General features: G+C 53.8%; 16 protein-coding genes. 10 read left to right on the top strand and 6 right to left on the bottom strand.

The genetic code is table 11. From position 1 onward, the window contains the following. Positions 1–5 precede the first annotated feature (5 nt). The 3 genes from CGL_RS11470 to CGL_RS11460 all read left to right on the top strand — a co-directional run bounded on the left by CGL_RS11470 (position 6) and on the right by CGL_RS11460 (position 3,466). Positions 6–935, top strand: a complete 930-nt coding sequence (locus CGL_RS11470) for an AEC family transporter (RefSeq protein WP_003859408.1) — start codon at positions 6–8, stop codon at positions 933–935. A gap of 17 nt (positions 936–952) precedes the next feature. Next, the gene (locus CGL_RS11465) at positions 953–1,471 is read left to right on the top strand and encodes a hypothetical protein (protein WP_003859410.1); all 519 of its coding nucleotides are present in this window, start codon (positions 953–955) and stop codon (positions 1,469–1,471) included. Between the two features lie 147 nt (positions 1,472–1,618). Next, the gene (locus tag CGL_RS11460) at positions 1,619–3,466 is read left to right on the top strand and encodes a BCCT family transporter (protein WP_011015032.1); all 1,848 of its coding nucleotides are present in this window, start codon (positions 1,619–1,621) and stop codon (positions 3,464–3,466) included. A gap of 323 nt (positions 3,467–3,789) precedes the next feature. Here the strand turns inward: CGL_RS11460 and CGL_RS11455 are convergent, their stop codons facing one another. From CGL_RS11455 to CGL_RS11445, 3 genes are read right to left on the bottom strand one after another with little or no spacing between them, the layout of a single operon-like run. Next, a complete protein-coding gene (locus tag CGL_RS11455) occupies positions 3,790–4,770 on the bottom strand; it encodes an LLM class flavin-dependent oxidoreductase (protein WP_011015031.1) in 981 nt (326 codons plus the stop codon). A gap of 24 nt (positions 4,771–4,794) precedes the next feature. After that, complete coding sequence (gene brnQ, locus CGL_RS11450) at positions 4,795–6,075, bottom strand: branched-chain amino acid transport system II carrier protein (protein ID WP_011015030.1); 1,281 nt, start codon at positions 6,073–6,075, stop codon at positions 4,795–4,797. Between the two features lie 3 nt (positions 6,076–6,078). After that, entirely contained in the window at positions 6,079–7,185 is a 1,107-nt protein-coding gene (locus tag CGL_RS11445; RefSeq protein WP_011015029.1) for a MalY/PatB family protein, read from the bottom strand. 54 nt (positions 7,186–7,239) lie between these two features. Between CGL_RS11445 and CGL_RS11440 the strand changes: the two genes are divergently transcribed. The 4 genes from CGL_RS11440 to idi all read left to right on the top strand — a co-directional run bounded on the left by CGL_RS11440 (position 7,240) and on the right by idi (position 10,789). After that, positions 7,240–7,761 (top strand): hypothetical protein, encoded by a 522-nt coding sequence (locus CGL_RS11440; RefSeq protein WP_011015028.1) that lies wholly within the window; start codon positions 7,240–7,242, stop codon positions 7,759–7,761. 110 nt (positions 7,762–7,871) lie between these two features. Further along, entirely contained in the window at positions 7,872–8,438 is a 567-nt protein-coding gene (locus CGL_RS11435; RefSeq protein WP_011015027.1) for a DUF3558 domain-containing protein, read from the top strand. Beyond that, on the top strand, positions 8,435–10,192 hold the full coding sequence (locus CGL_RS11430) for a hypothetical protein (RefSeq protein WP_011015026.1): 1,758 nt from the start codon (positions 8,435–8,437) through the stop codon (positions 10,190–10,192). The genes CGL_RS11435 and CGL_RS11430 overlap by 4 nt, the downstream gene beginning before the upstream one ends. Positions 10,193–10,219: 27 nt before the next feature. After that, positions 10,220–10,789, top strand: a complete 570-nt coding sequence (idi, locus tag CGL_RS11425; protein ID WP_020948619.1) for an isopentenyl-diphosphate Delta-isomerase — start codon at positions 10,220–10,222, stop codon at positions 10,787–10,789. A 4-nt stretch (positions 10,790–10,793) separates the two neighbouring features. On the opposite strand, the gene CGL_RS11420 is transcribed toward idi, so the two are convergent. The 3 genes from CGL_RS11420 to CGL_RS11410 are packed head-to-tail and all read right to left on the bottom strand — an operon-like array spanning position 10,794 to position 14,920. Next, positions 10,794–11,885 (bottom strand): trehalose synthase, encoded by a 1,092-nt coding sequence (locus CGL_RS11420; RefSeq protein ID WP_011015024.1) that lies wholly within the window; start codon positions 11,883–11,885, stop codon positions 10,794–10,796. Next, a complete protein-coding gene (gene treS / locus CGL_RS11415; RefSeq protein ID WP_011265922.1) occupies positions 11,882–13,696 on the bottom strand; it encodes a maltose alpha-D-glucosyltransferase in 1,815 nt (604 codons plus the stop codon). Before treS ends, CGL_RS11420 begins: the two co-directional genes overlap by 4 nt. Positions 13,697–13,738: 42 nt before the next feature. After that, positions 13,739–14,920, bottom strand: a complete 1,182-nt coding sequence (locus tag CGL_RS11410) for a carboxylesterase family protein (RefSeq protein ID WP_011015022.1) — start codon at positions 14,918–14,920, stop codon at positions 13,739–13,741. A 32-nt stretch (positions 14,921–14,952) separates the two neighbouring features. On the opposite strand from CGL_RS11410, the gene CGL_RS11405 reads away from it, so the two are divergent. The 3 genes from CGL_RS11405 to CGL_RS15460 are packed head-to-tail and all read left to right on the top strand — an operon-like array spanning position 14,953 to position 17,354. Continuing rightward, on the top strand, positions 14,953–16,989 hold the full coding sequence (locus CGL_RS11405; RefSeq protein WP_011015021.1) for a M3 family metallopeptidase: 2,037 nt from the start codon (positions 14,953–14,955) through the stop codon (positions 16,987–16,989). 25 nt (positions 16,990–17,014) lie between these two features. Then, positions 17,015–17,221 carry a hypothetical protein gene (locus CGL_RS11400; protein WP_003859432.1) on the top strand — a complete coding sequence of 69 codons (207 nt, stop codon included), beginning with the start codon at positions 17,015–17,017 and terminating at the stop codon, positions 17,219–17,221. Beyond that, the gene (locus CGL_RS15460; protein WP_003859434.1) at positions 17,214–17,354 is read left to right on the top strand and encodes a hypothetical protein; all 141 of its coding nucleotides are present in this window, start codon (positions 17,214–17,216) and stop codon (positions 17,352–17,354) included. Before CGL_RS11400 ends, CGL_RS15460 begins: the two co-directional genes overlap by 8 nt. The last annotated feature ends 35 nt before the right edge of the window (positions 17,355–17,389 follow it).

Here is a 17,389-nt window from a genome sequence, read left to right as displayed (position 1 = left end):
CGATCATGCAACAGGTGCTCATGGGTTTCACGGTGGTGTTCATCGTCATCGGAATAGGTTGGATTCTCGGTAGAAGAGACACCTTGGGCACACATGCCCAGAAACCTTTGAGCCTGTTTGTCTATTACGTGGCCACCCCAGCGTTGTTGTTTGATCGGGTCACCAAGTCAGATACCTCGACGATTTTCTCTCTGAACTTCGTGGTCATTGCACTCTCTGCGTTGATCGTAGGTTTCCTGTTTTTCCTACTCATGCGGTTCGTGATCAAAAGAACTGCCGCAGTATCGGTGATCGGCATGCTAGCTGCGTCCTACGCCAACGCCGGTAACCTGGGTATCCCTTTGGCAGCCTATATTTTGGATGATTTCACCGTGGTGATTCCCGTGATTTTGTTCCAGGTGGCGTTCTACGCACCGATCACCATGACCATCATGGAGATGCTGACCAACAAGAAATCCACCAACTTGGTGCGCAACCTCCTGGTCACGCCACTAACCAACACCATGGTGCTCGCAGCGATTGCCGGTATTGCTGTGTCTTTGACTTCGATGAGCGTGCCCGTGGTGATTGCTCAGCCAGTGGAAATGTTGGCGAATGCTTCAGTGCCACTGGCTTTGGTGGTGTTCGGACTGTCCTTGTCCAAGAGCAAGATCCTGGAAAAGGGGCAGGTATCCAGGCGCGATGTGTTTACGGCGGCACTGTTCAAGAATGTTCTGCACCCAATTGTTGCGGGACTTTTAGCCTTAGCCTTTGGTATGGAAGGTACTGCCTTGTTGTCGGCGGTGATTCTCGGTGCACTGCCAACAGCGCAGAATGTCTACACCTACGCGTTGCGATTTAGAACAGCTGAATCGATGGCGAGAGACACAGGGGTGGTCACCACACTCATTTCCTTCCCCGTATTGGTGGCGGTCTCCATTATCTTTGGATCTTAGGGTTAGCATTAGTGGTCATGAATGCAGTCAAAGTGCGCACCGGTGTGCCGGCGCTGATGAGATCTAAAGCGATGTTTACGTGCATCCTTTTTGTGCTCATGTGCGCGCCTTTTCTGCTGTTTTTCCTCATCGCTCTCCAAAGCGCTGAAGGAACCATGCATACCCTTTATTTGGTGGCAGCTACGCTGCCGGGCTGCGGCATTGTGGCCGCCATCGGGTCTATGTGCGTGGTGTGGGGGCGGCGTCGACAAGCAGTATTAATCGTTGATGATCAGGTGCGGATCCCCGGCAGTGGCATAAGCTTTGCTATAGAAGAATTAGATACAGTGCAATTATGGTCAGACCTGAAATCAGGTTCGTATATGGCGCTACTGCCTCACCACATCAAGGAACGTGCAAATGTGACAGGTGTACATTCGGTACAACCATATATTGTTAATTTTCCGTCCGGTGCACAACCACAGCCGTTTGAGTTGGCGGAGATTTTGTTAAGTGAAAAACCTGAGTTAAATTTGGATCGCTTGGGGCGACTTTGATTTCACTGTGATAACTGATCATGCTCCCAAATATTCCAGGGTAAGACTTTAGACAAGTTCTGGTTAAAATTCTTCATGAAGGTGAGAATCTGGGAATTTCTCGGTACTCTTTCAGATTCGTAGTTATCCACTGATTGGAAGAATGAGATGAGCTCAAATATAGCTATCACGACCGAGCCTGAAGGGAAAAATAAAAAGGGTCTCAAATCAGACCCGTTCATTTTTTCCATTTCTGTCGGTTTTATCGTGGTGTTTGTCATCGCCACAATTGCGCTAGGCGAGAAAGCTCGAACAACCTTTTCCGCGATTGCCGGCTGGCTCTTAGAAAATTTAGGGTGGATGTATATCGGGGGTGTCTCCTTGGTTTTCATTTTCCTCATGGGTATCTTTGCGTCCCGGTATGGCCGGGTAAAACTTGGTGATGACGATGATGACCCCGAGCACACCCTAATCGTGTGGTTCTGTATGCTTTTTGCTGGCGGTGTCGGTGCAGTCTTAATGTTTTGGGGTGTTGCCGAACCGATTAACCACGCGTTCAACGTGCCAATGGCTAATGAAGAATCCATGAGTGAAGCCGCAATTGTGCAGGCTTTTGCTTATACTTTCTATCACTTCGGTATTCACATGTGGGTAATCATGGCACTCCCAGGATTATCATTGGGATACTTTATTTACAAACGTAAGCTACCTCCCCGTCTATCCTCTGTGTTTTCTCCGATCTTGGGTAAGCACATTTATTCCACACCCGGCAAGCTCATCGATGTACTGGCCATCGTAGGCACCACGTTTGGTATTGCTGTGTCAGTAGGTCTTGGTGTGCTGCAAATCAATGCAGGTATGAACAAACTATGGAGCACCCCGCAAGTATCGTGGGTTCAGCTTTTGATCATCTTGATCATCACCGCGGTTGCATGTATTTCCGTTGCTTCCGGTTTGGATAAGGGCATTAAGTTACTGTCCAACATTAATATTGCAATGGCCGTTGCGTTGATGTTCTTCATCTTGTTCACTGGTCCAACCCTCACATTGCTGCGCTTTCTCGTAGAATCCTTCGGAATCTATGCATCCTGGATGCCTAATCTGATGTTTTGGACTGACTCTTTCCAAGATAACCCAGGCTGGCAGGGCAAATGGACGGTGTTCTATTGGGCATGGACTATTTGTTGGTCGCCATATGTCGGCATGTTCGTGGCGCGTATTTCGCGTGGACGTACCGTCCGTGAATTTATCGGTGGGGTTCTAGCTCTGCCAGCGATCTTTGGCGTAGTTTGGTTCTCTATCTTTGGTCGTGCAGGCATCGAAGTGGAACTGAGTAACCCAGGTTTCTTGACCCAGCCAACTGTTGTTGAAGGTGACGTGCCAGCAGCGCTTTTTAATGTGCTGCAAGAGTATCCGCTGACTGGAATTGTCTCCGCGTTTGCACTTGTAATTATTGTGATTTTCTTTATCACCTCCATCGATTCCGCAGCGCTAGTTAACGATATGTTCGCTACCGGTGCAGAAAATCAAACACCGACTAGTTACCGCGTGATGTGGGCCTGCACCATTGGGGCGGTCGCAGGTTCCTTGCTGATCATTTCCCCATCCTCTGGTATTGCCACGCTGCAAGAAGTGGTTATCATCGTGGCTTTCCCATTCTTCCTCGTGCAATTTGTCATGATGTTTTCTTTGCTTAAAGGCATGAGTGAAGATGCTGCTGCGGTTCGTCGTGTGCAGACTCGTCAGTGGGAAAAGACTGATACACCAGAAAAACTTGAAGAGCATTCGTCCCAACCAGCCCCGGGCTATGATGACGAGGGCAACCCCTTGCCAATGCCTGCCCTCGAACATGATGAGGACGGTAACATTGTTATCCCAGGCAACGTAGTCATTGAAGGTGATCTTGGGGTAGTTGGTGATGTGGTCGACGATCCTGAGGAAGCCCAAGAGATGGGGTCTCGTTTTAAGATCGTCGAGCAAACTCGGCCCCAGTCCAGGGACGAATACGATATTTAAACGATTGCTTTTCGACGCACCTCCCACCCTGTTTAAGTATCCCGCGTGGGGTGGGACGGCAGAGAATCGTTGGTAAAAACCCAGCCTTGTGGAAAACCTGAACGTCACACCTTCTAGAAGCGCTGCTGGGCGATTTTACAGGGATATTGCGAGGAGGGCTTAAAGCCACACGTTCGGTAAACCTTGCAGGCGTGCCAAGAATTCCTAAAAATGGAATCTTTGACACGCCTGTTTGATTTTAAAAGATAACCGAACAATCATGACAGGACGAGCGGAGAAAATTTAAATAGCAGACCCCCGGGTTGTCTACCGGCCCATCGGTACTAATTAATCCACGCATCCGCAAGAATTTCCATATTGCGCGTGGTTGCTTCAGTGTTGGGGGATTGCAGGGAGATCATCAGTTCATCAGCCTGTGCCGTCTTTACAAAACCGTCTAGGTATTCTTTAACTTCGGATCCAGTGCCTATAGCGGTGTAGTGAAGCATGTCGACAATTTGGCGAGCAGCTGGTGAATCCATGAGTTCATCAAGTTGCTCATCAGTAACTTGTCGGCCACGCAATGCCATGTTCTTCACGCGTGCACGCGCTACCTTGTAGAAATCATCGTGGGCTTGTTCAGTGGAATCAGATGCGGTGACATTGACGGCCGCAATGACATAAGGCTCAGGATGCTGCTCTGAAGGCTGGTAGTTATCCCGGTAGGTTTGCACCGCGTGCTCAAGGTGAGTTGGTGCGAAGTGGGATGCGAAGGAATAAGGCATACCCAACTGTGCTGCCAATTGTGCACCAAAGAGGGATGAACCCAAGATGTACAGCGGTACGTTGGTGCCCTTGCCTGGAATTGCGTTAACCCCTGGGAGACGGGAACGGCCGGTGAGGTAAGAGTTCAGCTCGACAACGTCGGACGGGAAGTTCTCGGCGGACTGAGGGTCGCGTCGTAAAGCGCGCAAGGTATTCATGTCCGTGCCAGGGGCACGGCCCAGGCCGAGGTCGATGCGGTCTGGGTACAACTCCGCCAAGGTGCCGAACTGCTCAGCGATGACATATGGGGAGTGGTTGGGCAGCATGACGCCGCCGGCACCCAGACGAATAGTCTTGGTGTTCGCACCGATGTGAGAAATAAGCACTGCAGGAGCAGCTGAAGAAATGCTCTCCATGTTGTGATGCTCTGCGTACCAAATGCGCTTGAAGCCTAAACCTTCAGCTTTTTGCGCCAATGCCACTGATCGTTTGAAGCTGTCACCAGGCCTTTCGCCCTCAAAAATGGTGGCAAAATCAATCAGTGAAAGTGGGATAGACATGCAAAGACTCCTCGCAATTAGCGATTAGACGGAAATGGATTCCTTCTTTGCAACAGACTGGGCACCTTTCTTGTTCCAATCAATAGCCAAACCGATGGCAGAGGCCACGAGAACTGGGACAACCCAACCCAAAGACATGCTGTGCAGCGGCGCCCATTCGATGAATGGATTCAGCGCAGGGATAGACATGAACAGCGCCCACACAACTGCAGTCCAAATGCCGAATAGGTAGGTCCACTTGAGACGGAACAGCAGGGGCTCGATGAGCGACAAGAACACCAAGGTGATGGCCGATGGGTAAATGAAACTAATCACTGGAGCCGCAACGGCCAACACCGTATCCAAACCCATGGTGGCAACGCCAAAGGAAATCAGCGCGAAAACAGTGGCCCAGACGTGGTACTTGACACCTGGCAGCAGCGAATTGAAAAACTCAGACGTCGCACTGATCAGACCAACTGCGGTGGTCATACATGCAAGGATCAAAATAGCCACGAACATGATGCGACCAGCCTGACCCATCGTGGACAGTGCAGCGTAGTTCAAAATTGCGGTGCCATCAGCGAACTCACCGTTTACTACTTGACCGATTGAGCCCAAACCAAGATAAACCAGCGCCAACAAAATTCCGGCAATGAACGCCGACACGACAGTTGCCGTGCGGACCTTGTTAACCTTTTGGTACTTGAACGCAGAAATCACCACGATGCCAAACGCCAACGCAGCAATCGCATCCATCGTCATGTAGCCCTCAAGCAAACCCGCCCCCGCAGGCTGCTGCGCATACGCACTACTTGGCTCACCTGGCGTGCCATCCAACTTGGCTACCGACAACACCACCAGCACCACAATCAACGTGAGCAACGCTGGCGTGAGCCACTTACCCAACTTGTCTGCAATGCCATTCGGATTCCACGACAACGCCAGTGCCACCGCAAAAAACACAAAGTTAAACAAGCCCGAATAAAGCGCATTATCGACGCCAACCGCCGTCGAATAGCTCACCGCCCCAGTCCTCGGCAGCGCGTAAAACGCGCCGATAGACAAATAGGCAGCAATAGGAAACACCAGGCCAAAGATCTTACCGCCACGAGAAGCCATGTCCTTGACATTTTCTCCCGACAACACCACCGCGATAATCGCCAGCACCGGGAGCAGAACACTCGTTGCTAGAAATCCTAAGATAGCTGGTAGATAGTTGGTTCCTGCCGACAATCCAAGCATCGGCGGGAAGATGAGGTTTCCAGCTCCGAAGAACATGGAAAACAGCATCAAAGAAGTAATCAGGACAGACTTTTTACTCATTATTTACAACACGCTGGCGATACGGCGCAGCCCCTCCTCAAGGGTCTCTCTGGAACACGCAAAATTAAGACGAGCGCAGGTGGTGAAACCACCAAAAGCTGCGCCATCATTCAGCATGACCTTACCCTCCTCACGAAGAATTTTAGAAGGCGCCTCTTCGATCTTGGTGCCAGCGAAGTCCAACCACATCAAATAAGTGGAGTCCGGTGCGTAGACCTTCACGCCAAGCTTTTCCAGTTCAGCAGCCGCAAAGTCACGGTTGTCCTTGAGAATCTGAATTGACTCATCAAGGAATTCTTCGCCCTCGTTGTACACTGTCTCCGCAGCGATCAATCCAAGGATGGACACACCGTCACGGGTAATATCCGACAAATTCTTCCAGGCCTTCACATCGGCTTCATTACTGAAGAAGATCTGAGCACACTTCAAACCAGCAGTGTTCCACGCCTTAGAAGTTGCGGTGATGGTGATGCAAGTGTTTGCAGCGTTCTCAGAAACACCAGCAGCAACCACATGGGTGCCTTCATAAACCAGTGGCGCGTGGATCTCATCGACGATGATGCGGGCATCGTACTTCGCCGCAATATCGGTGAGCTCGCGGATGTACTCTTCAGAAAAGACCGTGCCCAGTGGGTTGTGTGGATTGCAGAACAACAGTGATCCCGCACCGTCAGCGAAGGCCTTCTCAATTTCCTTCAAATCGTACTCATGCGCATCAATGTAGATCGCCTGACGACCAGTCACCTTAGGCAACTCAATGAAAGGAGGGTATGCAGGCAACGGCACAATGATCGCCGAACCAGGCTTAGTGAAATGCTCAATGGCAAGCTTCAGGCCACGAACCACATCCGGAATGGCGAAAACACTTTCCGGATTTGGGCCAAACCCATAGCGACGCTCGTAGAATCCAGTCAACGCATCATTCAACCCAGTAGCATCTGGTGGGTATCCGAAGACCTCGCGCTCAACGGCATCTGCCATAGCTTCCTTCAACTGCGGGCAGGTGCCAAAATCACTTTCCGCAACCCACAAAGGAAGCACGTCTTCTGGAAACCGGGTCCATTTCAAGGTCCGGCGATTCTTCAATTCTTCGAGTTCAGGAAATCGCATACTCTCTAGGCTAGTAAACTTTTCTACGAACCTATTACTAAGAAGGAGCCCGAAGTGAAGTTGAGGACAATCCCAGCCCTGTTAGCCGTCGCACTTCTTGCAGGCTGTTCGGGTGAAAGTGCTGATAGCCAAGCCGTTTCCGCTGAGGAAACCATGGAAGTAACCACTACCTCAACCCCGGTGTTCGAAGCCAAAGAGGTAAGCCCAATCACAGTCCCAAGCGGCGATATCAGGGTTGAAGACCCAGGTCTCAATGTTGAATTTATCTTCCGAGGCACCCGCTACGGCACCAACGGTGGCTCAATTATTCACATCGCGGTGAAAAACCTAAACGACGTAGCCCTGCCAGCCGACGCCATCGATCCACCCACCCTGGACATCGAAGACTACAACGGCAACAAAACCAACATCGAAACCCTCTCCGGCGACGACAACATCCCACTCGACCTACCACTGGGTGCCGGCGCGACAACGAACCTGCAATACGCGTTCAACACCTCAAACGGCTCATTGTCGAATGCTAAATTCCAGATCGGAAACGTCATCTACTCAGGCAATTTGAACAGCTTGGCGTAAGTTCAAAAAATAATTTGAATTTTAGGGAACCTACCCCGAACTTTTGCAGTCTAACGCTTATGAGTGCCTTTTCACGGCCCTCGTTACGACTACAAAGATCGGGGTATTTTATGCGACGAATCTGGCTGCTCGTATGCGGCATCGCATTGACTGTCGCCGGCTGCACGAGTGGATCCACCACTCCCACAACCGTCACGGTAACCGCAACGCCAACGTCGGAGGAGGCTGCATCCACGGAGCCGACCAACGACATACTTGCCAGCCAATTTCATCCGTGTGAAGTACTCACGCAGGAACAGTTCGAAGAAGTCGGATTGGGAGTCTTGATTGTTGAAGACGCTTACCTCGGCTCGACAGGTTTAGGTTGCAGTTTCGGGAAAGCAGACAGAGAGGATTTTTCAGGTACGTGGCTCATTTCAACTGACCAAGCAAACCGACAATTTGTTGAAAACCAAGATCTAGAGACATTGGATTGGGGATCCAATGACAATCCAGATCTGTATGTGCATCAAATGTCCGAGACGGGTCGTCAATGTGAGGCAGCAGTTGACTATGACTGGGGCCGGCTTACGGTTGACTATCTCGAATTAGGTGAGGGCTGGGAGCCAGAAATTTTGTGCTCTGATGCTGTTGAAATTTTAGAAAATCTCATCAAGGAACTAAGGGGAATTCCATGACATTGAAAATTGATCCCTCGTCCATCAGTAGTGCTGTGTCTCGCTTGAATGAGCTTCAGCATCAAGCTATTACTGCATCTCAAGTGGGAATGAAATCAACAATTCTATCCGCGTTTTCGCCCGTCTCTGGACTCGATCAATTGGGTTCCGGTCACGGGAATGTGATTAATGGTGGGGCAGGCGCAGCAAACTCTGTGCTGAATTCCTATGCCGAACAAATCGAGTGGTTGTCTGCGGCTTTGCAGGCTTCTGGTGCGGCTTTGACTGGCCAGGATGAATTATTCGCTAGGGGTATGGATGTAGCGGATACCGGTGGCAGGGTTGTAGAAGAGTCAGTAATGTTCCCGGCGCGGCCGGCACCTCGGTTTGAGTCTTTCGTTTTTAATCCACCAGCTGTTAGTCCTTCGTTGTCGTTGGATGCGTTGTGTAGTCAGTTTTCCGGAACCAACTCGGGGGCGGTTTTGGAGGCGCAGGGGTCTTGGGGCTCTATGGCGTCGGCTATTAGCAATGTGTCGGCTTCGTTGTCGTCGATTGCTGGTGAGATTTTGGCGGAGAACTCAGGCGAAACGTTTGAGCAGGCTGCTGCTCGGATTAATGAGGTGGCGGCTGCGGGGGCGACGTTTGCTGCGAATGCGAAAATGATGGGGGCGTCGGTGGGGACGCTGAATCGGATTTATATGGGGCATCGCATGCAGGTGTTTATGGCTGCGACGTCGATTAAGGCGATTTTGGATCCGGTGCAGAGGCTTGCTGCGGAGAGGGCGTTTTTGGCGTCGTTTCAGGCTACTTTTCAGGCGGATGTGTTGACGGGTATGCCTCCTGTGAGCAATTTGATGCAGATGAAGGGGGCGAATGGTTCTGCGGGGGAAATTGCTCTGGGGATGGATGAGATTGCTGGCAGTGGGCAGGCATGGTCTGCGGCGGGGTTGACTCCGTCGGGGGCTGCGCAGGGTGGTGTCGCCAATGCGGGCAGTATCGCGCCGGATGCAGCGGTTCAAGGTGCTGCGGGGCAGAGTGGGGTTGGAAGTTTTGGCACTGTCACTGATCAGTTGGATGGCATCAATATTGGGGATATGTTGACCTCTGCTGCCTCAGCTGGGCAGAGCCTTGCGAATGGTTTGGCGATGCCTACTTCTACGCCTAATTCGGCGTCCGGTGCGATTCCTTCCTCGATGTCTGCGGCATCGCCGCTTGGTGCGTTTGGCAGCGGTGCAGGGTTGGGCGCACAGGGTGGCTCGATTGGATCTTCGGCACCTGGAGCGATCAGTAGTCGAGCGGCCGGATCCGCAGGTGGTTCGGTACCGGGAATGACTGGTGGTCCTGGCGCGCCGGGGATTACCTCGGATTCGTTGATGGGAGCTCGAACTCATGGTGCTTCTTCCGCGGGAGCTGTCGCTCCGATGATGGGTGGTGCTGGCGGAATGTCTGGTGGCGTCGTTGGTGCAGGTGGTACTGGTTCTCAGAGCAAGTATGCGCGCCAGACTGGATCGTCGGTTGGATCTAGTTCGCAGTCGGGTTCTGGCCTGGGGATGGTGGGATCAGGGAGTGGGAAGCCGTCGATAAGCAATTTTGGGCGCGGCATGATGCCGATGATGCCCATGATGCCCATGGGAGGCGCCGGCGGTGGGCAGAAGAATACCGGCAAGGTGAAAACGGTGACGTCTGCGGTGGAGGAAGACCGCAATTTGGCGGCGCTGCTGGGTGATCGGGGGCCGGTTGTTCCGGGTGTGATTGGTGACTGGGTGAGGGGCTAACGCAACAATGTGTCTAAGCTTAGGGGCATGACTACTGAGGTTGAACTGGTTGTTTTAGCTGATTCCGAGGGCAATCCTATTGGTACTGCGCCGAAAGCTACGGTGCACACTAAGGACACGCCTCTGCATTTCGCGTTTTCCACCTATATTTTGAACCCGCGTGGGGAGCTGTTGGTGACGCGTCGTGCATTGTCGAAGAAGACATGGCCTGGTGTGTGGACGAACTCTATGTGTGGGCACCCTGGTCCGGATGAGACAAACGCGGATGCGATTCGTCGCAGGGGTGTCGATGAGTTGGGGCTGGAGGTAGATTCTTTCTTGGATATTCAAGAGATTCTGCCTGATTACCAGTACCGTGCTGTCGACGCGTCCGGCATTGTGGAGTGGGAGTTGTGCCCGGTCCACCTCGTGCGTTTAGCGGTGGGGGAATTTGTGGAGCCACTGGATGATGAGGTGGAGGAGTTCGAGTGGGCGGAACCGCAGAAGCTTTTCGACGCTGTTGATGCCACACCATTTGTGTTTTCTCCATGGCTAGTGGATCAGCTTAGCGCCCCTGAGCTGCGCCAAGCCATCCTGGAAGCGTTTGACGCAGAGTAACTAACTAGTCTAGAAGCCTTTCGACCGCCTCGAGTGGGATTTTCACCCAGTCGGGGCGGTTGTTTATTTCATAGGCAACCTCGTACAACGCCTTGTCCAGAATGTAGGCATTGAGGAGTTCTTGGTCTTCAATTGATCCGTAGCCGTCGAGGAATAGCGCGGTGGCTTCGTTGGCCCATTGGGTGTGTTCGCCGTCGAAGTAGGCTGCGTAGTCGATGGATCTGATGATGCCGGCGAGATCTTTCAGGGGAGAGTCGGGGAGGCGTCGTTGATTAAGTGGGCGGGCAGGTTCGCCTTCGAAATCGATGAGGATGTAGCGTTCGGGGGTTTTGATGAGCTGCCCCAAGTGGAGGTCACCGTGGATGCGTTGGATGTGGGCTTCGCCTTCCAACGATTGGTAGAGGTCGATGGCTGCTTCTTTGAAGCGGGCGATTTCGGGTGCTTGGGAGATTAGTTCATTAAGGCGGGTAGTGAGCGCATCGGCGAGTGCTTCTACGGGAACTACCCGAGTAGGGAAGGCCGATGCAAGAGCAGTGTGAACATTGCGGGTGGCTTCGCCGATCTTTTCTGCATCCTCTGCAAAGCTGCCAGAGGTAGTAGTCAGCGCGTGTGACCAGCCATCCAAACCTGGAACGTACTGCTGCGCCATGACCAGGGTGTAGTTAGCCCCGGAGATCTCAGCGGAGGAAAAACCCAGGATGGGCGCGATGTTGGGGCAGGAGGAAATTTTAGAAATTAGCTCCACATCGGGGTTTTGCCCGGATTCTAATTTGCGGAAGTATTTCACGATCGCTTTATTGTCGGCGGTGATGAAAGAGCTATTGGATTGTTCTGTGCCGAGTGGAGTGAAAGGGCCAATGGGAAAAGCAGAGCTGCCAGTCCATGCTCCGAAACTCGCACCGACCTCTTCTACGTGGTCGTTGAGAACATCTTTGCCATCATCATTGACCAACAACTGATACAGCGCATTGTTGATGCGCACTACAGCCAAAGTGTTCTCGCCACATTCGCGGGACAACACAATATCTACGTTGTCGATGGTGTGGGACTTGGCGCCGTAGAAACGCTCGGTGATGATGTGTTGGCCAATGCTCATTCCATATCGTCCTTTTCATCGGCGGTGAGATCAAACCAGAAGAATCCGTGAGGGGCTAAAGTGACAATCCACTCCCGTTCAGCAATGGTAGGGAACAGCTGCCCGCCCGACATCTCTCGAGGGGTGTGTCCTGCAAATTCACGCAAATCAAGCGAGACTGCCTGAGGATATTTGCTCATGTTGTTGACACACAAAATGGTTTGGCCCTTGTGTTCTCGTAAAAATGTCAACACTGACTCATTGGTGGAGGACACTTCACGGTAGGTTCCGGCACCAAATGCGCGGTACTGCTTGCGGATAAGGATTTGGTTTCGGAGCCAGCGCAGCAGGGAGTTTTCGCGGTTGAGTTGGCTTTCCACGTTTACTTGGGCGTAGCCGTATTGATCATTTTGGATCGCTGGAAGGTACAGGCGTTCAGGATCAGCTTTGGAGAAACCACCGTTGCGGTCGTTGGACCACTGCATGGGGGTGCGCACTCCGTCGCGGTCGTGGAGCCAGATATTGTCGCCCATGCCAATTTCATCACCGTAATACAACACGGGTGAGCCAGGTAGAGACAGCAACAAACCGTGAAGGAGTTCCAGCTGGTTGCGGTCGCCTTCAAGCAGTGGGGAAAGGCGCCTGCGGATTCCTACGTTGGCGCGCATGCGAGGTTCGGAGGCGAATTGGGAGTACATGTAGCTGCGTTCCTCATCGGAGACCATTTCAAGGGTGAGCTCATCATGATTACGCAGGAAAATACCCCATTGGGCAGTCTTGGGAATCTCCGGGGTGTTGGCCAGGATCTCACTGATCGGGGTGCGTGAACCTTGGCGAACTCCCATGAAGATGCGCGGCATCAAAGGGAAGTGGAAGGCCATGTGGCATTCATCGCCTTTGTCTTTTTCACCGAAGTATTCGACCACATCTTGGGGCCATTGGTTGGCTTCTGCGAGCAGGATTCGGCCGGGGTATTCCTTCTCAATGACAGAGCGACACAGTTTGAGGAAATCGTGGGTTTCTTTGAGGTTTTCGCCGTTGGTGCCTTCGCGTTCAAAAAGATAAGGAACGGCATCTAGTCGGAAACCATCAAGTCCCAGGTCCAGCCAGAAACGCAAGACATCTAGCATGGCCTCTTGGACTGCGGGGTTGTCGTAGTTGAGGTCTGGTTGGTGGGAGAAGAAGCGGTGCCAGAAGTACTGGCCACGCACCGGATCATAGGTCCAGTTGGATTCTTCTGTATCTACAAAGATGATGCGGGCTTCGTTGTACAGGGTGGGATCATCGCTCCACACATAGAAATCTCCGTAGGGGCCGGTTGGGTCGCGCCGGGATTCTTGGAACCATGCGTGCTGGTCGGAGGTGTGATTCATGACCAAGTCGGTGATAACACGCAGGCCACGGCGGTGGGCGTGGTCAACGAGTTCCACGAAGTCATCGACGGTGCCGAATTCGGGCAGGATTTCACGGAAGTTGCGGATATCGTAACCGCCGTCGCGCAGTGGGGAATCATAAAACGGTGGGATCCAAATGCAATCCACGCCGAGCCACTGGATGTAATCCAGTTTTTCGGTCAGGCCTTTCAACGATCCGACTCCGTTGCCTTCTGGATCGTAGAAGGCACGAACCAGCACTTCGTAGAAAACGGCGTCTTTGTACCACTCGCGGTTTTTCTTCTCCCAGGGCTGTTCACCGGGAGCGGGTGCGGGGACTGGAAACTCTTCCGATTCGTGCTCAACGATCAAGCCGTGGGCATCAAGAACTGGGCGAGCCGCGTGATCAGGGTGGTGATCTGCACTCGGCTGAGAATTCAACGGAGAGGTATCAGTCATGCCTGCCAGGATAGAGAAATGCCAGGAGGTTTGCAGCACATTCTAAAAAGCCAGGCGCACCATGCGTAGCGGGTCTTTCACCACTTTCGCCTCACCTGAGACTAGTGAGAGAGCTGCGCGGTTTTCTTCGGAATATTGAGGCCACGATGGCGTAGCCCCGCGGGCGAAGGAGGCGATGTGGTGATGTGCTTCGGAATCTTCCAAGAAGACCAAGGACAGGTCATCGCAGTGCTTGCCGGGAAATTCCATCCACCAACCTTTTTCGGTTTGCGCGACGTAGCGGCGGATCACGGCATCACCAATCATGCGGCCTACAACGCGGTTGTCGATCTTGCGGGCTTCCTTAATATAGGTATCCGAATTCTCCAGGCCAAAAAGTCGCGCGGCCAGTTTTGCGCCGAAGCCACGCTGGTCGAACCATAAGCCTGCGCGGTGTCCGTACATTTCATCGCGGGTGGAGGAGATGATCAAATCGATGTCGGCCAGCTCATTCGGGTCGTATGGGGTAGGGCCGAGTGCCAGGTCGGTGAAGTAGCGGCGAGCAAAGCGACGGTAGCCTTTGTCCAAGCGTGCGGGCTTGATGCCCGCCAGCGAGGCGCGGGTGACGGGTTTGCCCAGGGCGCGTCGTAAAGCACCTTTTCGGGCAGCGAATGGCTGGCGCGGGAAGCTGGGGGAGAGCGCAACCAGGCGTCGAAAAGCACCTTTATAGTGGTCTAGGCGCGTGAGCCAGAGCGCGATGCCGGCGCCCGCGGACTGCCCGATGAGGGTGACGTTGGTGGGATCGCCGCCGAAATGCTCGATGTTTTTCTGCACCCACTCCAGCGCGAGCACGCAATCATCGATGCCGCGGTAACGATTGGCCTCGTCGTCGTGGAAGCGCGCAAAGCCCTCCAGGCCGACGCGGTAATCGATGGAGACCACCACAAAGCCCTGCTCACGGAAGAAAGTGGGCTCGGTGCGGGCATCGAAACGCGTGCCACCGTCATATCCTCCGCCGTGGATATAAACGATCACCGGGGCATCCGCGCCGAACCGTGCCTCCGGGGTTGCCAACGTTAAATAGAGACCCTCGTGCTTGCCGGTCGCATCAATGCGCAGGGGTTCTAGCTTTTCGGCATCAGCAAACGGGCGCGCCTTTGCGTAGGGAATCGAGCGGAAATAATGGGGCTCGCCGGTGATGGTTCCCGCCGGGCATTCAACGGTGACGGAAGAGGTGGCAGACATGATGAAAACTCTAGCAACTAGTATCGGTCACTATGACTGTTGAACACCTGCTCAAGCCCAGCACCTTGCCCTACCAGCTGCCCGATTTCGCAGCGATCAAGGTGGCTGATTTCCCGCCCGCCTTCGAACTCGCATTAGCTGAACACGATGCTGAAATTACAGCGATCGCTACCAATGAGGACGCTCCTACCTGGGAGAACACCATTGAGGCCCTGGAACGCGCAGGCCTGTCCCTCAACCGCGTCGCCGCCGTATTCTTCAACTTGCAGGGCACCGATTCCTCCCCTGAAATGGATGAAATCGCAGCCACTATCGCGCCGAAACTCTCCGCGCATTCGGATGCGATTTTCCACAATGCTGCGCTTTTCGCGCGCATTGAGGCCGTAGAAGCACCGGCCGACGAGGAATCGCAACGCCTGTTGTCCCACACCAAGCGCGCTTTTCGACGTCGCGGTGCAGCACTCAACGCCGACGGCAAGGCCCGACTGAGCACCATCAACCAGCGCCTATCGGCACTGTCCGAACAGTTCGGCCGCAACCTGCTTCAGGACACCCGCGATCTGGCGGTCAACTTTGAAGAATCTGAACTTGCCGGTTTTAGCGAAGCCCGCATATCCGCCGCCGCTGACTACGCAGCAGCAGTTGGCACCGAAGGCTACGTGGTTCCACTGGAACTGCCCACCGTGCAGTCAGAGCAGGCAGTATTAACCGAATCCGCCTCGCGTGCAAAGCTTTATGAAGCCTCCCAGAAGCGTGGCGCCAGCCTGAACAAGGACGTGCTGCTCGAAACCGTGCGTCTGCGTGCTGAACGCGCCACACTTTTAGGCTACGACACCCACGCCGATTACGTCATCGAAGAAGAAACCGCCGATGACGTCGCAGCCGTGCGCGCCTTGCTTTATGATCTCGCCCCAGCCGCCTCTGCCAATGCGAAAGCCGAATACAAACTCTCCGCAGAAGAAGCAGAAGAACACGGCCAAAAAGTCGGCGCAGCTGACTGGAGCTTCTGGGAAGCCAAAGTCCGCGCCCGCGACTACGCCCTGGACGAAACCGAACTGCGCAACTACTTCCCATTGAACCAAGTACTCCGTGACGGCGTCTTCTTCGCTGCTAACCGCCTCTACGGAATCACCGTGGAACCACGCCCTGACCTGCGCGGTTACGCCGAGGGCGTGGACGTCTGGGAAGTCCTCGATTCTGACGGCTCCGGCATCGGCCTGATCCTTACCGACTACTACGGCCGACCATCCAAGCGGGGCGGCGCTTGGATGTCCAGCTTTGTCGACCAATCCGAGCTGCTAGGCACCAAGCCAGTCGTGGTCAACGTTATGGGTATTACCAAACCAACCACCGGCGAAGCACTACTCAGCCTCGATGAAGTAACCACCATCTTCCACGAATTCGGCCACGGCCTGCACGGCTTGCTGTCCAAGGTGCGCTACCCAAGCTTCTCCGGAACCTCCGTGCCCCGCGACTACGTAGAATTCCCCTCCCAGATCAACGAAAACTGGGCATTCGACCCTGCAGTAGTCCGCAACTACGCCCGCCACGTGGACACCGGCGACATCATTCCAGACTCCCTGCTTGAGGCAGTGGAAGCATCCCGCCAATTCGGACAAGGTTTTGCCACCTCCGAATACTTGGCAGCATCGATTATCGACCTGGCCTGGCACTCCCTGTCCACAGCGGAAGCCGCAGCAGTCAATGACATTGACCAATTCGAAGCCGACGCACTAGCCGCAGCAGGCCTCGACGTGGACAACATTGCACCGCGCTACCGATCCACCTACTTCAACCACATCTTTGCTGGCGGCTACTCAGCCGGCTACTACTCCTACCTGTGGGCGGAAGCACTCGACGCCGACGGCTTCGACTGGTTTCGCGAAGAAGGCGCAGCCGGATCCGTGGCTTCCCTCGACGCAGCCCGCACCGCCGGCCAGAAATTCCGTGACCTGGTCTTATCCCGCGGCGCAGCCTCCGACTACAGCAACGCCTTCGAAGAACTCCGTGGCCGTTCCAAAGACCTCGGCCCACTTCTGCGCCGCCGAGGTCTGGCTGGGGCAATCTAAACAACCCGGTGTAGGCTAATAACCCATGACTGCATTCCTCGACCGGATCTCACAGCTGCTTACAACATCACCGCTGTGGATCCAGTCACCGATCGTCATCCTAGGATCAGTAGTGGTCTGCGCGTTGCTAGCAGTACTTCTGCTCCGCGTAGTCGACATCCTCGGCGCCTGGGTGCAGCGAATTGGAACACCACAATCCTCCGGAAAGGGACAAGAACCACACCATGGCTAACCCAGAAGAGCTCCGCAAGAGAGACCAAGAACTCCCGAAGCGTAAGCGCAAGTACCCACAGTCACGCGTTACCCAAGCGCTCGTGGTGTTGCTGGTCATCGTTGTTATTGCGTGGCTTGTTTCCTTGATCTAGAGCATGGAATTAAGAAAAATCCCCTGGTACCTTTG

Origin of the sequence: Corynebacterium glutamicum ATCC 13032 (genome assembly GCF_000011325.1) — a bacterium.
Taxonomy (GTDB): Bacteria; Actinomycetota; Actinomycetes; order Mycobacteriales; family Mycobacteriaceae; genus Corynebacterium; species Corynebacterium glutamicum.
This window is presented reverse-complemented; position numbering and strand designations above follow the sequence as displayed.

Bases quoted from the DNA above. Each gene is read 5' to 3' on its own strand.
- CGL_RS11470 (WP_003859408.1), top strand. From the start codon at position 6: ATGCAACAGGTGCTCATGGGTTTCACGGTGGTGTTCATCGTCATCGGA.
- CGL_RS11465 (WP_003859410.1), top strand. From the start codon at position 953: ATGAATGCAGTCAAAGTGCGCACCGGTGTGCCGGCGCTGATGAGATCT.
- CGL_RS11460 (WP_011015032.1), top strand. From the start codon at position 1,619: ATGAGCTCAAATATAGCTATCACGACCGAGCCTGAAGGGAAAAATAAA.
- CGL_RS11455 (WP_011015031.1), bottom strand. From the start codon at position 4,770: ATGTCTATCCCACTTTCACTGATTGATTTTGCCACCATTTTTGAGGGC.
- brnQ (WP_011015030.1), bottom strand. From the start codon at position 6,075: ATGAGTAAAAAGTCTGTCCTGATTACTTCTTTGATGCTGTTTTCCATG.
- CGL_RS11445 (WP_011015029.1), bottom strand. From the start codon at position 7,185: ATGCGATTTCCTGAACTCGAAGAATTGAAGAATCGCCGGACCTTGAAA.
- CGL_RS11435 (WP_011015027.1), top strand. From the start codon at position 7,872: ATGCGACGAATCTGGCTGCTCGTATGCGGCATCGCATTGACTGTCGCC.
- CGL_RS11430 (WP_011015026.1), top strand. From the start codon at position 8,435: ATGACATTGAAAATTGATCCCTCGTCCATCAGTAGTGCTGTGTCTCGC.
- idi (WP_020948619.1), top strand. From the start codon at position 10,220: ATGACTACTGAGGTTGAACTGGTTGTTTTAGCTGATTCCGAGGGCAAT.
- CGL_RS11420 (WP_011015024.1), bottom strand. From the start codon at position 11,885: ATGAGCATTGGCCAACACATCATCACCGAGCGTTTCTACGGCGCCAAG.
- treS (WP_011265922.1), bottom strand. From the start codon at position 13,696: ATGACTGATACCTCTCCGTTGAATTCTCAGCCGAGTGCAGATCACCAC.
- CGL_RS11410 (WP_011015022.1), bottom strand. From the start codon at position 14,920: ATGTCTGCCACCTCTTCCGTCACCGTTGAATGCCCGGCGGGAACCATC.
- CGL_RS11405 (WP_011015021.1), top strand. From the start codon at position 14,953: ATGACTGTTGAACACCTGCTCAAGCCCAGCACCTTGCCCTACCAGCTG.
- CGL_RS11400 (WP_003859432.1), top strand. From the start codon at position 17,015: ATGACTGCATTCCTCGACCGGATCTCACAGCTGCTTACAACATCACCG.
- CGL_RS15460 (WP_003859434.1), top strand. From the start codon at position 17,214: ATGGCTAACCCAGAAGAGCTCCGCAAGAGAGACCAAGAACTCCCGAAG.